Source organism: Brevibacterium sp. LE-L, from assembly GCF_050214925.1.
Taxonomy (GTDB): Bacteria; Actinomycetota; Actinomycetes; order Actinomycetales; family Brevibacteriaceae; genus Brevibacterium.
On the sequence record NZ_CP189759.1, the window covers coordinates 3,345,328 to 3,357,342 of the forward strand.

Sequence of the window (12,015 nt, forward strand, 5' to 3'; positions counted from 1 at the left end):
GTTATCCAGATGTGATCCGGGCGATGTCCTGGTCATCGAGTTCGGCGAGGATCTCGCCGATCGGGCGCGCACCGTCCGGGGTGCGCACCATCGTCTCGCCGACGAGTTCGGCCCACGGGGCCAACACGAATGCCCGTTCGTGAGCGCGCGGGTGCGGAAGCGTCAGTCGATTCGTCTCGGTGACGAGTTCGGCGGTGTCGCTGCCGTAGCGGATGAGGTCGATGTCGAGGGTCCGCGGTCCCCACCGCAACTCCCGGGTCCGCCCACAGGCGACCTCGATGCCCTGGGCCACGGAAAGCAGCTCGAGTGCCGGCAGGGTGGTCGCGACGATCAGTCCGAGGTTGAGGAAGTCGTTCTGTTCGACGCCTCCCCACGGGGCGGTGCGGTAGAACGAGGATCGGGCCTCCACCGTGATGTCCGGGTGCCGGTCGAGGGCTTCGACGGCTTGGACCAGGGTCTCGCGGGCATCGCCCAAGTTCGCGCCGAGGTTGAGGTACGCCTCGGCGCGGCCCGTGCTGTCTCCGGCCGGGGTGCGGAAGCGTTCGACTCGGATGCGCACATCGTCGAAGGTGCGTTGGATCGGAGCCGAGGGTTTGTGGACGACGACTTCGACGTGTGCGCACAGGCTCAGGCAGTGCTCGGCGATGCGTTCGGCGAGGGTTTCGATGAGGTCGAAGGTGTTGTCCTCGACGATGGCGGCGACATCCTCGGCGAGTTCTCCGTAGTGGATGGTCTCGGTGAGGTCGTCGGTGGCGGCGGCCGCGGCGACCGAGGTGTGCAGGGTGACGTCGATGACGAAGTCCTGACCCTCGCGCTTCTCGAAGTCGAAGACCCCGTGGTTGCCGCGCACGGTGAGGCCGCGCAGTTCGATGCGGTCGGGTGCCGCCTCGGGCCCGGTCATGCCCGCTCCTCCCCCGCTGCGGCAACGGTCGCGATGACCTTGCAGGCGATCGCCGAGGTGGCCGGATCGTGGACGCGGACGGCCCAGGCGCCCGCCTGCGCGGAGATCGCCGAGATCGTCGCCGTCGCCTGGTCCTTCGCCGCCTGCTGTGCGAGTTTCGGATCGTCGGGACTGATGAGCGAGGCGATGAAGCGCTTCCGGCTGGCGGCGACGAGGAGCCGGTGGTCGAGCGCTGCGAATTCATTCAGGGCGGCCAGCAGCTGCCAGTTGTGTTCGGCGTTCTTCGAGAATCCCAGACCCGGGTCGACGATGATGTTCTCCGTCTTCACTCCCACGGCGATGGCTTCGTCAATGCGGGTCCGAAGCTCACCGATGACCTCGGCGACGACGTCGTCGTAGTGGAAGGTCGCGGAAGCCTGGTCGAGGTAGCCGCGCCAGTGCATGAGCACGATCGGGGCGCCGGTCTCGGCGGCGACGCTGAGCATGGTCGGATCCGACTGTCCGGCGGAGACGTCGTTGATGATGTGGGCTCCCGCGGCCAGAGAGTCTCGGGCGACGCTGGCGCGCATGGTGTCGACGCTGATCACGGCGCCGGCGGCCGCGAGATCACGGACGACGGGGACGACTCGGCGCAGCTCTTCGGCTTCGTCGACGCGGGCCGATCCGGGCCTGGTCGATTCGCCGCCGACGTCGATGATGTCGGCTCCGGTGGCCATGAGTTCGAGGCCGTGGGCGACGGCTCGATCATGGTCGAAGTAGCGTCCGCCGTCGGAGAACGAGTCGGGCGTGACGTTGAGGACGCCCATGATCTTCGTGGCCGTCGCGGTGCTGTTCGTGGTCTTCTGCATGGCTGCTCTGCCCCTTTTGCCGACCCTCAGCGCCCGAGGATCAGGCTCATCGCTTCGGCTCGGGAGGCGCTGTCGCGCAGCTGACCGCGCACGGCCGAGGTGATCGTCGAGGCACCGGGCTTGCGCACCCCGCGCATGGTCATGCACAGGTGTTCGGCTTCGACGACGACGATGACGCCCTGCGGGTCGAGGTGTTCGACGAGCGCGTCGGCGATCTGCGCGGTCAGCCGTTCCTGCACCTGCGGGCGACGGGCATAGATCTCGACGAGGCGGGCGAGCTTCGACAGGCCGGTGACCTTGCCGTTCCTGCTGGGAATATAGCCGATGTGGGCGACGCCGTGGAAGGGCACGAGGTGGTGTTCGCACGTGGAGTACAGGTCGATGTCACGGACGAGGACGAGTTCTTCGTGACTGATGTCGAAGGTGACGCCGAGGACTTCGGACGGGTCGCGGTGCAGGCCGGCGAAGATCTCTTCATAGGCTCGAGCCACACGTGCCGGGGTTTCGACGAGACCTTCCCGGTCGGGGTCTTCACCCACGGCGATGAGGATTTCGCGCACCGCGGCGGAGATCCGCTCCTGATCGACGTTGTTCTCACGCCCGGCGGGGGCACGGCCGAGGCCCGCGGAGACCTCTTCGATATCGGCCATCAGTCGTTGCTTCCTCTGTTCTCGTCTGTATCGTTCGTCGTCGGTCCGGTGCTGCCGGGCCCGTCGTTCGGTCCAGTGGGTCCGGTCGGCCCGCCCGTCGGCCCGGTCGGGCCGGTGGGTCCGTTCGGGTTCTGCGGTCCGGGTGGGTTGTGCGGAACCTGTGGCCCGCTCGCTCCCGAGGGACCGGCACCAGGAATGTCGGTGGTATCGACCTCGGCTCCGCCGGGTCCTTCTCCGGCGTTTCGATCGTTCTGCGGTGCCGGCGGTTCGATGGGACCGCGTGCGGACACCGGACGTTCGTCGTGGGCCAGCCACACCTCGCGGATGGGACGTTTGACGACGTCGGCGAAGATCGCATCGAGTGCCGCCTGGTCGAGGGTCTCCCGTTCCAGCAGCTGGTATGCGAGGTTGTCGAGGACATCGCGGTTGTGCGTCAGCGCCCAGTAGGCATCGGCGTGGGCGGAGTCGATGAGCCCGCGGACCTCACGGTCGATCGAGGACAGGGTCGAGTCTCCGTATTCGTCGCCGCCGCCGTAGCCGCGTCCGGCGAAGGGCTCGGACTGGTCATCGCCGATCTTGACCATGCCCAGCTTCTCGGACATGCCGTACTGGGTGACCATCTTCCGGGCGATGTTCGTCGCCTTCTCGATGTCGTTGCTGGCCCCGGTGGTCGGATCGTGGAAGACGATCTCCTCGGCGACCCGACCGCCGATCGCGTAGGCGAGCTGGTCGAGCAGTTCGTTGCGGGTTGTCGAGTACTTGTCTTCGCTCGGCAGCACCATGGTGTAGCCCAGCGCCCGTCCGCGCGGAAGGATCGTGACCTTCGTGACCGGGTCGGTCTGATTCATCGCCGCTGCCACGAGTGCGTGCCCACCCTCGTGGTAGGCGGTGACGAGGCGCTCCTTGTCGTTCATCAGGCGGGTCCGCTTCTGCGGGCCGGCGATGACTCGGTCGATCGCTTCGTCGAGGATTCGGTTGTCGATGACCTTCGCATTCTCACGGGCGGTGAGCAGGGCCGCCTCATTGAGGACGTTGGCAAGGTCCGCACCGGAGAATCCGGGGGTGCGCTTGGCGACCTGCCCGAGGTCGACCTCTTCGGCCAGCGGTTTGTCCGCCGCGTGGACCTCGAGGATGTGCTTACGGCCCTTCATGTCCGGGGCTTCGACGGGGATCTGCCGATCGAAGCGGCCCGGGCGCAGCAGCGCCGGGTCGAGGACGTCGGGACGGTTGGTGGCGGCGATGAGGATGACGTTGGTCTTGACGTCGAAGCCGTCCATCTCGACGAGCAGCTGGTTGAGTGTCTGCTCGCGCTCGTCATGGCCGCCGCCCATGCCGGCGCCGCGCTGACGACCGACGGCGTCGATCTCGTCGATGAAGATGATGCACGGGGCGTTGTTCTTCGCCTGATCGAACAGGTCGCGGACACGGGAGGCGCCGACGCCGACGTACATTTCGACGAAGTCGGAGCCGGAGATCGAGTAGAAGGGCACTCCGGCCTCGCCCGCGACGGCCTTGGCCAGCAGGGTCTTGCCGGTGCCGGGCTGGCCGTAGAGGAGCACGCCCTTGGGGATCTTCGCCCCCACAGCCTTGAACTTCTCGGGCTCGGCGAGGAATTCCTTGATCTCTTCGAGTTCCTCGAGAGCCTCGTCGACTCCCGCGACGTCCCCGAAGGTGACGTCCGGGTTCTCCTTGTTGACGAGCTTCGCCTTCGATTTGCCGAAGTTCATCATCTTCCCGCCCGACATCTGGGAGATGAGGAACCAGAAGACGACGAAGATGATGACGAACGGAATGAGCGTGCCCAGCAGCGACATCAGCCAGGACTGCTTGGGCACCTCGTCGGTGAATCCCTTATCGGGTTGGGCGGAGTCGACGGCCTTGACGACCTGCTCTCCGCGCTGGTCGACGTAGAAGAACTGGACCTTCTTGCCGAAGTCCTTGCCGTCGACCTTGAAATCGTCCTTGAGAGTGAGGTCGACGCGCTGGTCCTTGTCGACGATCTTGGCCTGTTCGACCTTGTCGTCATCCAGCAGCTGCAGACCCTGTTCGGTGTCGATCTGGCTGAAGCCGCTCTGACTGAACAGCAGTGCACCGATCGACACCACGAGCAGCGCCATGACGATCCAGACCAACGGGCCCTTCGTCGCCTTGGTGAACAGGGGGCGACGTTTGTTCGACTCGGCCATAAGTCCTCTCAGGAAAAAGATATGGGCAACCGTTTCAGGCTACCGAGGCTGCCTGGGAACATCCCCCACAGCCTAGTACTTCACACCGGTACAGCCCGAATGCGCCGCTGATCTATTCCGTCACAGGCACCGGGCCGAGGTGAGGTTCGCCGCAAGCGTAAATTCGCGGCAGCATTCCACCTCAGCTGCAGCGGTGTTCCGCCTCAGCTGTAGACGTGCTGAGCCAGGGTCGCGACGAAGGGCACATTGCGGTACTTCTCCGCATAGTCGAGTCCGTAGCCGATGACGAATTCGTTGGGCACGTCGAAACCGACGTACTTCACGTCGATGTCGACCTTGAGAGCTTCGGGCTTGCGCAGCATTGTGCAGATCTCGACGGTGGAGGCTCCGCGGGTGCGCAGGTTCTGGACCAGCCAGGACAGGGTCAGTCCGGAGTCGATGATGTCTTCGACGATGAGGACGTGACGGTCGGTGAGGTCGGTGTCGAGGTCCTTGAGGATGCGCACGACGCCGGAGGACTTGGTGCCCGATCCGTAGGAGGACACGGCCATCCAGTCCATCGTCACCGGTGAGTGCAGGGCGCGGGCGAGGTCGGCCATGACCATGACAGCACCCTTGAGGACGCCGACGAGGAGGATGTCTTTGTCTTTGTAGTCTTCATCGATGGCGGCTGCCAGTTCAACGAGTCGTGCGGCTATCTGCTCTTCCGAGACGAGTACCTTTTCGATGTCATTGCCGAGATCGTTGATGTCCACGAGTGTCGATTCTCCTCAGATGGGGTCCTGGAGATTCCATTATGGGTCACTTGGCCTCACCGGTGCCACTGTGCCGGGTGTCCGGAGCCAACTCTTCGTCGACGTTGCCGGGACCGGCCGAGAGCCAGCCGGTGATCGCCATGAGCGCGGAGATGATGACCATGAACCACAGCGGCACCTGCCAGCCCCCGCTCCAGCCGAGCAGCCCGCCGACGGCCAGGGGGCCGATGGCCGCGAGCACATAGCCCGAGGACTGCACGAATGCCGAGGTCGAAGCGGTGACGGACACGTCTCGGGTGCGGGAGGTGATGAGGGCCAGGGCGGCGGGGAACGCGAAGCCGCCGTAGCCGAGCAGGACCGCCCAGACCCATGGTGTGGTGGCCGGAATGAGCAGCAGGCCCATGTATCCGATGACGGCGCTGACACCGAATGAGACGAGGAAGGCGCGTGGGGCGATGTTCCGAACGATGATCTGCGGGGCGAGGAACCCTCCGGGCAGACCGCCGAAGGTCACGATGGTGAGCATGATTCCGGCGAGGAAGGGGTCGAGCCCGGCGTCGCGGTAGATCTGCGGCACCCACCCGAATTGGACGTAGGCGTTGGCCGATTGGAGTCCGAAGAACATCGCCATGTACCGAGCTTTCGGTGAGGAGAGCACCGATCGCCGAGGCGGCCGTCCCTCCCGTTCGTCACCGGGGTCTGCGACCTGGCCGGAGAGGATGGGCACGGACTTCAGTGTTCGCAGCACCGTCCAGGTGATGAGGGCCGACAGCGGCAGCACGAGCCAGAACCCGAGGCCGACACGCCACCCGCCGAAACTCTCGGCCAAGGGCGCGGTGAACAGCGACGGCAGCATCGAACCGAGGCCGAGGGAGACGGTGAATGTCGTGGAGCCGAGGGTGGGTCGGTGTGGGAAGCGGGACTTGACGTAGACGGGCAGGATGACGTTGCCGATCGACATACCGGCCAGAGCGAGGACGGTGAGCAGAGCGAAGGCCACCCATTCGGTGACGAGGGCGCGCAGGCCGATGCCGACGACGATGAATGCCGCGCTCATGGCCAGAGCCGAGAACAGGCCGAGGCGTTTGAGCAGGGGCACGGCGATGATGCCGCAGATCGCGAACACGAGTCCCGGCAGTGCGGTGAGCAGGCCGGTCTGCCATTCGGCGAGTGAGAAGCCGTCTTTGACCTCGGAGAGCACCGGGCCGAGTGACGAAGCCGCGGGTCTGAGAGAGGCGGCGATGAGGACGAGGCAGGCCAGGGCCAGGATGTCCAGGCCCCGCGAGCGGCGGAACCCGAGCTCGGTCGAAGACGTCATGGGCTCATCCTTTCAGACCAGGGCCACTCGCCCGCGCGGCGGGTCGGCAACACGACCTGCCGCGCGGGCGAAGGGCGGTGAGAGGATCAGATCCTGCCGGGACGCCTGGCGATCGCGACTGCGACGGCGCCCAGACCGATGAGCACCGCACCGACTCCGAGACCGACAATGCCGCCTCCGGTCCGCGGAAGGTCTCCCACCGGGCGAGAAGCCTCCGAATCATCCGAGCCCGCGGTGCCGCCGGACGAGGTGTCATCGGACGAGTTGTCGGCAGAGCTCGCGGTGTCGACGGCCTTCGCCGAAGCCTCCGATGACGCCCCCGCGTCGGACGCCTCAGAGCCACCACCGGTGCTGCTCGAGCTGTTCGCATCCGAGGCCGAGGCGGAGTCCGCTTCTGCGGCAGCATCGGCGTCGACCTCGTCACCGCGGTCGGAGCCGCCGTCCGAACCGGTGTCGGCGTCGGCACCCTCTGCCGTCGAGTCCCCGTCATCGCCGGGCGTCGGCTCTTCGTCTTCGCCCCCAAGGCTGTACGTGATGAGGTTGCCCTTGTGGTCGGTGGGCCAGTCGGCCTCGGGCGTGAAGAATTCGTCCTGCGACTCCTCCTCGACGAACTCATCGCGCACGACCGAGGTGCGCGGTCCCACGAGTTGAGCAGAGGTGGCCTGAAGGTCGTCATCGCCGGAATGGAAGACGAAGTCGATGCGATCGCGTTCGTCCGCTTTCGGAGTCCAGCTCAGCTCGGATGTGGGGAAGTCGGTGTTGCCGGCAGGCCAGGTCACTCCGGGATGGGTGATCTCATCGGGATGGACGTCTCGATAGGCGTCGACGTATCCGCCCTTCTCCAGCTCCAGCGTCGAATCCCACGGCATGACGACGCCGTTGTGGTCGTGCTCGTCCTTGGCCCGTTCGGTCCAATCGAGATGCGAGGGTTCGTTGAAGTCACCTCCGATGAGCACTGAGCGGTCCTGGCTGCGGTCATCCTCGGCGGCTGCGACCGTTCGGGCCACGGCTTCGCTGCGGCCCGATTCGCGGTTGATCTTCGTGATCAGGTCGAGATCGGTGATGGGTCCGGTTGGAATCTCGTCCCAGCCGTATTCGCTCGTCGGCAGCGGGGGCGGAGTCCCTCCCCCGTATCCGCGAGGCAGGTAGTTCGCGTAGTACCGGTACTCGAGGTGACCGGAATACACCGCGAGCTCCTGATCGCCGACGTCGAGGACGGCTCGGGCGAAACCCTCAGCCACCGACGACTCGGTGATGGGGAACCGGGAGATGATTCCTGCGTCCGTGGAGGATCTGCTGGAGGTGTCGTGGCCGCGCCTGTTCAGTTCACGCCTGATCGAGTCAGCTGCGGGGCCGGCCTCGGAGAGCATGACGATGTCCGCTTCGGTCTCTTCGACGATGTCGGCGATGGTCGCGATCCCATCGGAGATCTGAGTCCCCTGATGCCAGATATTCAGCTGCAGCACTGTGATCTCGTCGGTGGGCTTCTGCGGTGGCTGCGCCTCCGCAGCCGCTGCGGGTACGGAACCAAGCGAATTCCCCAGAGCCAGAGCCAGCGCTGATCCAGCGCAGAGCAGGGAGCTTCGCCGTCGAAACACTCGGAACACAAGGAACCTTTCTGTCGGGAAGGGTGCTGACCTGGGACATCGTAGCTCTCGTGCCCATTACGGCGCAGACCGTCTCACCGTGCCTTCGCGGCAGCCTGGAACACCGCTCTGCCCGGCTCGACGAGGACCTCGTTGTCTCCCGGCAGGGAGAGTCGACCGCGGCCGCTGCCGCGGACGAGCGCGCCGAGCTCTGCCACCCGCACGGCGCCGAGGTTCTGGGCAGGAACTCCGCAGCGAAGCAGCCAGTTCCGCAGCACCCGGTGCAGGATCGCATCCGCACACTCGGTGAGGTCGGCCAGCGGCAGCTGCGCATCGACGCCGATCTCGGCGCTGATTTCCTCGGCCTGGGCGTCGAGGCAGTCGGCGTCTGCACGGCACAGGTCGGCGGTGCGGGCGAGGTTCGCCGTGATGGGTTGGCCGAGCTCGGTTTCGAGGCCGGCGAGCAGCTGTCGCGCCCGCACCCGGGTGAACGCGGTGTCGACGTTCATCGGGTCGTTCCAGACCTCGATGTCCTGCGCCCGGCAGGAGGCTTCCGTCTGCTCCCGGTCGAGGCCGAGCAGGGGACGCAGCAGCCGACCCGTCTGCGGGCTCATCCCCGCCAGCGACCGGGTGCCCGAACCGCGCATGAGTCCGAGGAGGACGGTCTCGGCCTGGTCGCTGCGGGTGTGGGCGGTGAGAATCCAGTCGGCACCTGCCGCTGTCCGTGCGGTCTCGAGCGCGGCGTAGCGGGCAGTTCGTGCCGCGGCTTCGAGTCCCTCCTCCCCCGCGGTGATCTCGACACGGACCAGGTCGGCGGGAACGCCCCAGGATTCGGCGGTGTCGACGACGTGACGGGCCACTTCGGCTGAACCGCTCTGGAGTCCGTGGTCGACGGTGAGGACGCGGGCACGCACTTCGCCTCGCCGGTGGAGGAAGGCACAGGCATGCAGCAGCGCCATCGAGTCTGCGCCCCCGGAGACAGCGACGATGATCCCGGGCGCCCGGGGCTCAGTTGCGCTCCCAACCGACGGCGGCCTCCGCGATTCGGAGGCCGCTGCGAGAGCGGATCGCACCGCGTTGCGGACGGCGCCGCTGGCCGGGTCGAGGGTGGGCCGCCTCGGCGAGGAGCGCTCAGAGTGCTCAGCCATGGATCCTCTCGAGCCAGAGCTGCGGTTCGTGGATCTCAGCGGTGCGCGGCAGATTCTCGGGTGCTGCGAAGATGCGGGAGAATCCCTTCTGTCCGACCTCGCTGCGGACGGCTCGGACGAACTTCGCCCCGTCGCGGTACTGGGCGAGTTTGAGATCCATCCCCAGCAGGTTCGTGAGCAGTCCGCCCTGCCCGGCGTCCCGGCGGGCTTCGAACTTCCGGCGCAGCTTCCGCACGCTCGGGATCACCCCGGCACCGACCTCGTCCATGACGACATCGGCATGGCCTTCGAGCAGGGACAGGATCGCCGTCGCCTCATCGAGTGCCGCGCGCATCTCTTCATCGCGGATGAGATCGACGAGGCTGGCTTCGCCCTTGACGATCCGCCCGAGCGTGGCGAAGAGCTCGACGATTCCACCGACTCCGGGCATCTTCACCCTGGTCGACACCGCCCCGGAGAGCAGGGAGCGCATGTGGTCGCGCAGCCAGGGCGCGGTGGCGAACTGCACCTGGTGGGTCGCTTCGTGCAGCGCCACCCACATCCGGAAGTCGCGCTCGTCCACGCCCATCGCCTCCTCGGCGATGAGCACCGCCGGAGCGACGAACATCAGCCGTCCGGCTTCGACGGCGAAAGGGTCGAACTGGCCGAGCACGCGCGTCGAGAGCAGAGACAGGACACCGGCGACCTCGACCGCGGCCCCCTTCGCGGTGGCCGGTGTCACGGGGGCGGGCAGGGCCGCCTCGTCGACCATCCCGTTGAGGGATTGCGCATTGGCCTTGACCCAGCCGACCTGGTCGAGCACGAGCACGGACCCGGCCGCCAGGCGCGCCCGCACGTCATCGGCGTGGGCGGGTTCGAGCAGGAACGAATCGAGCACGAGGTCCTGCGCGGTCAGCGCATTGTCCTTCATCCCGGCCACGAGCTCGTCGAGGACGCGGGCATCGGGGACCTTCGCCGCGGAGACGAGCTCACGTGCGGTGCGGGCGGCGAACTTCTCATCGACGATCATCGGCAGCCGCAATTCGCGAGTGCGGTGACGATGTCGTCCACGGTCTTTCTGGCTTCCAAGATCTTGTCCTTGTCCACGTCGTCGATTTGGATGGAGAACACGAGGTAGCGGCCTTCGGCATCGAGGACCCCACCGGCCAGGGAGGTCACGGTCGACAGTGTCCCGGTCTTCGCATGCACACTGCCGGAGGCGTTCTTCTCGTCCACAAACCGGTCGTGCAGGGTGCCGGTGAGACCGCCGACCGGAAAGTAGCTGATGAGGCCGGCCAGGGAGTCATCGGCGACGACGGAGGCTTGGAGGATCGTCGTGAGGTCGTGCGGGGCGATCCGGTTGTCATAGGACAGGCCCGAAGTGTCCACGAGGCGGGTGCGGCCGAGGTCGACCGAATCGCCGAGGGTTTTGAGCACGGCCTGCGGTCCGGCCTCGAGACTGCCGTCCTCGCCCTGGGCGATGGCAACCTCGTTGCCGAGCACCTCGGCGACCACGTTGTCACTGTGGACGAGCGCGTATTCGACGATCTCGGAGATCGTCGCCGACTCGACCCGTGCGAGCTCCTTCCCGTTCGCGCCAGCACCGTCCTCGGACTCCTGCGAACCAGCATCACTGTCGGCGCTGCTCTTCGCTTCTGCGTCGTCGTCTGCTGCGGTCGTGGTGATCCCGGCTTTCTTCAGTTCCTTCGCGAAGACCTTCAGCGCGTCGGCGGCCGGGTGCTCGCTGCGGGCTCGCCATTCCCGGTCCTTCGGTCCGATGTAGGCGGTGTCGACCATGAGCGGTTGGATCGGGGTGATCACACCCTTGGCGATGTCAGCGCGGTCCCATCCGGAGTCGAAGTCCTCACCGGTGTACCTACTCGTGTCCAGCGCGAGCGCCACCTCGGTGATGTCGTCGTCTTTGAGGGCCTGCGCAGTGTCCTCGGCCAAGGTCCGCAGCCCACCGTGCCCGTTGACCGAACCGGGATCGGAGTCCCCGGCTCCCAGGAGCACGTCCCCTCCTCCGGTCAGGGTCAGGGTGTTGGCATCGGCGTCGAAGTCCGCCGTCGTCGCCAACCGCGCCTGACCGCCGATGGATTTCAGCGCCGCTGCCGCGGTGAGCACCTTCGTCACCGAGGCGGGAGTGCGCGGTTTCGTTTCGTTCTTCGCATAGAGGACCTCGTCGGAGAGTCCGTCCCGGACTTCGAGGCCGAAGCCCTTGACCTTCGAATCCTTGAGGATGGGCGCGATCTTCTTCTCAACCTTCGTCGGCACGGAGGCGGAGTCTGCCACCGCCGAGGCGGGGGCGGGCACTTCCTTTGCCTGCGCTTGGGGATTCGGCACAGCTTGGACGGAGATCGGCGGCTCCGTGGTCAGCACGCCGGGCAGCCCGGGGACGAGGTCGAAGGCGTCGACGGCCGCGTAGGCACCGAGTGCCAGGACGAGGACCCCGGCAGTGATCGCCCCGCCTCTTCCCCTGCGGCGTCGACGCTTCACGGCATCGGAGCGCGGGGAATCGGAGTCCGTCGAGTCCGCAGTCTTCGGCTCATCGGGGATGTCGTTCAAACGCGCTTCTCATTCCTCGACGGCCGAGAAGGCCGCCGTCGGTGGACGGTGACGGGGACTTGTACCATCTATTCTAGTG

General features: G+C 66.5%; 10 protein-coding genes. All 10 read right to left on the reverse strand.

Annotation, left to right across the window (positions count from 1 at the left end; genetic code table 11):
• Position 1: 1 nt before the first annotated feature.
• Positions 2 to 901, reverse strand: a complete 900-nt coding sequence (folK, locus tag ACQE2J_RS15275; protein WP_135537242.1) for a 2-amino-4-hydroxy-6-hydroxymethyldihydropteridine diphosphokinase — start codon at positions 899 to 901, stop codon at positions 2 to 4.
• Positions 898 to 1,749, reverse strand: a complete 852-nt coding sequence (folP, locus tag ACQE2J_RS15280; protein WP_426936542.1) for a dihydropteroate synthase — start codon at positions 1,747 to 1,749, stop codon at positions 898 to 900. Before folP ends, folK begins: the two co-directional genes overlap by 4 nt.
• Before the next feature lie 26 nt (positions 1,750 to 1,775).
• Entirely contained in the window at positions 1,776 to 2,399 is a 624-nt protein-coding gene (gene folE, locus ACQE2J_RS15285; protein WP_135537243.1) for a GTP cyclohydrolase I FolE, read from the reverse strand.
• Positions 2,399 to 4,585 carry an ATP-dependent zinc metalloprotease FtsH gene (gene ftsH, locus ACQE2J_RS15290; RefSeq protein ID WP_135537244.1) on the reverse strand — a complete coding sequence of 729 codons (2,187 nt, stop codon included), beginning with the start codon at positions 4,583 to 4,585 and terminating at the stop codon, positions 2,399 to 2,401. Before ftsH ends, folE begins: the two co-directional genes overlap by 1 nt.
• A gap of 203 nt (positions 4,586 to 4,788) precedes the next feature.
• Positions 4,789 to 5,340 (reverse strand): hypoxanthine phosphoribosyltransferase, encoded by a 552-nt coding sequence (hpt, locus tag ACQE2J_RS15295; RefSeq protein ID WP_135537245.1) that lies wholly within the window; start codon positions 5,338 to 5,340, stop codon positions 4,789 to 4,791.
• Between the two features lie 46 nt (positions 5,341 to 5,386).
• On the reverse strand, positions 5,387 to 6,658 hold the full coding sequence (locus ACQE2J_RS15300) for a CynX/NimT family MFS transporter (RefSeq protein WP_425120284.1): 1,272 nt from the start codon (positions 6,656 to 6,658) through the stop codon (positions 5,387 to 5,389).
• Positions 6,659 to 6,744: 86 nt separating this feature from the next.
• The gene (locus ACQE2J_RS15305; RefSeq protein WP_167854309.1) at positions 6,745 to 8,124 is read right to left on the reverse strand and encodes an endonuclease/exonuclease/phosphatase family protein; all 1,380 of its coding nucleotides are present in this window, start codon (positions 8,122 to 8,124) and stop codon (positions 6,745 to 6,747) included.
• A gap of 215 nt (positions 8,125 to 8,339) precedes the next feature.
• A complete protein-coding gene (gene tilS / locus ACQE2J_RS15310) occupies positions 8,340 to 9,392 on the reverse strand; it encodes a tRNA lysidine(34) synthetase TilS (protein WP_135537248.1) in 1,053 nt (350 codons plus the stop codon).
• Positions 9,385 to 10,413 carry a zinc-dependent metalloprotease gene (locus tag ACQE2J_RS15315; RefSeq protein WP_240689520.1) on the reverse strand — a complete coding sequence of 343 codons (1,029 nt, stop codon included), beginning with the start codon at positions 10,411 to 10,413 and terminating at the stop codon, positions 9,385 to 9,387. Before ACQE2J_RS15315 ends, tilS begins: the two co-directional genes overlap by 8 nt.
• Complete coding sequence (dacB, locus tag ACQE2J_RS15320; protein WP_240689521.1) at positions 10,398 to 11,936, reverse strand: D-alanyl-D-alanine carboxypeptidase/D-alanyl-D-alanine endopeptidase; 1,539 nt, start codon at positions 11,934 to 11,936, stop codon at positions 10,398 to 10,400. Before dacB ends, ACQE2J_RS15315 begins: the two co-directional genes overlap by 16 nt.
• Between the last annotated feature and the right edge of the window lie 79 nt (positions 11,937 to 12,015).

What these genes read in the sequence shown, in the direction of transcription:
- folK (WP_135537242.1), bottom strand. Translation starts at nt 901, where the DNA reads ATGACCGGGCCCGAGGCGGCACCCGACCGCATCGAACTGCGCGGCCTC.
- ftsH (WP_135537244.1), bottom strand. Translation starts at nt 4,585, where the DNA reads ATGGCCGAGTCGAACAAACGTCGCCCCCTGTTCACCAAGGCGACGAAG.
- ACQE2J_RS15300 (WP_425120284.1), bottom strand. Translation starts at nt 6,658, where the DNA reads ATGACGTCTTCGACCGAGCTCGGGTTCCGCCGCTCGCGGGGCCTGGAC.
- tilS (WP_135537248.1), bottom strand. Translation starts at nt 9,392, where the DNA reads ATGGCTGAGCACTCTGAGCGCTCCTCGCCGAGGCGGCCCACCCTCGAC.
- folP (WP_426936542.1), bottom strand. Translation starts at nt 1,749, where the DNA reads ATGCAGAAGACCACGAACAGCACCGCGACGGCCACGAAGATCATGGGC.
- folE (WP_135537243.1), bottom strand. Translation starts at nt 2,399, where the DNA reads ATGGCCGATATCGAAGAGGTCTCCGCGGGCCTCGGCCGTGCCCCCGCC.